General features: G+C 63.9%; 1 protein-coding gene. It reads right to left on the reverse strand.

What is annotated here, in order from left to right:
• Window positions 1–850, reverse strand: an 850-nt coding sequence (locus N5A93_RS19460; protein WP_268956751.1) for an SLC13 family permease, incomplete at both ends; no start/stop codon positions are given.

An 850-nucleotide genomic window follows, 5' to 3' on the forward strand; every position in this document is an offset into this window, starting at 1 on the left:
ATTCATCGGCAGACCGATCCTGACGAAATCGGTGAATCTGTAATTCCCCGCGCCATATACCAGCGTATTGGTCTGATAGCCGATCGGTGTTGCAAAGCTCGCGCTTCCGGCAAACATCACCGCCACCACGAAGGGGCGAGGGTCGACCCCGATCTGTACGGCAAGGCCGATGGCGAGCGGCGTCACCACGACCGCCACTGCATTGTTGGTGACCGCTTCGGTCAGCATCGAGGCCAGCAGATAGACCGCCGCAAGTGCCACAAGAGGTGGCAACCCCTCCAGTGCCGGCGCTATCGCCTCGACGACAAGGGCGACGGCCCCCGAGTGTTGCAAACCCGTGCCCACGATCAGCATCGAGAAGATGAGCACCAGGACACCGGCGTCGATCGAAGCCCACGCTTCATCATTGTCTATGCACCGCAGTACGAGAATCGCGGCGACGGCGATGAGGGCAAGAACGCTGATCTCGGCCACGCCGAGCGCGGCGAGCGCGACAACCGCGACGAGGGCAAGCAGCGCGAGCGGCGCCTTGCGCCGACGGAAGGCACGCCCGCCTGCCTGCGTGATCGCTGCAAGATCTCCTGCCTCGGTCATGTGCGAAAATCCTTCGGCTGTCCCTTCCAGCAAAAGCTTGTCGGCGGGCCGCAGGAGTGCGGTCGACAGGTCGGGGCCAAGGCTTTTGCCGTGGCGATGTGCCCCGAGCACACGCATGCCGTGGCGACGCCCGATGGCGAACTGCGCAATGCGCATGCCACGGCTTCGGCGCGACGGTGTCACGATGGCTTCGGCGACGACAAGCTGGGAGGTATCCTGCACCTCTGGCCCCTGACGCAATCCGACATTCAAACCG

This window comes from Roseovarius salincola (assembly GCF_026891095.1).
Taxonomy (GTDB): domain Bacteria; phylum Pseudomonadota; class Alphaproteobacteria; order Rhodobacterales; family Rhodobacteraceae; genus Roseovarius; species Roseovarius salincola.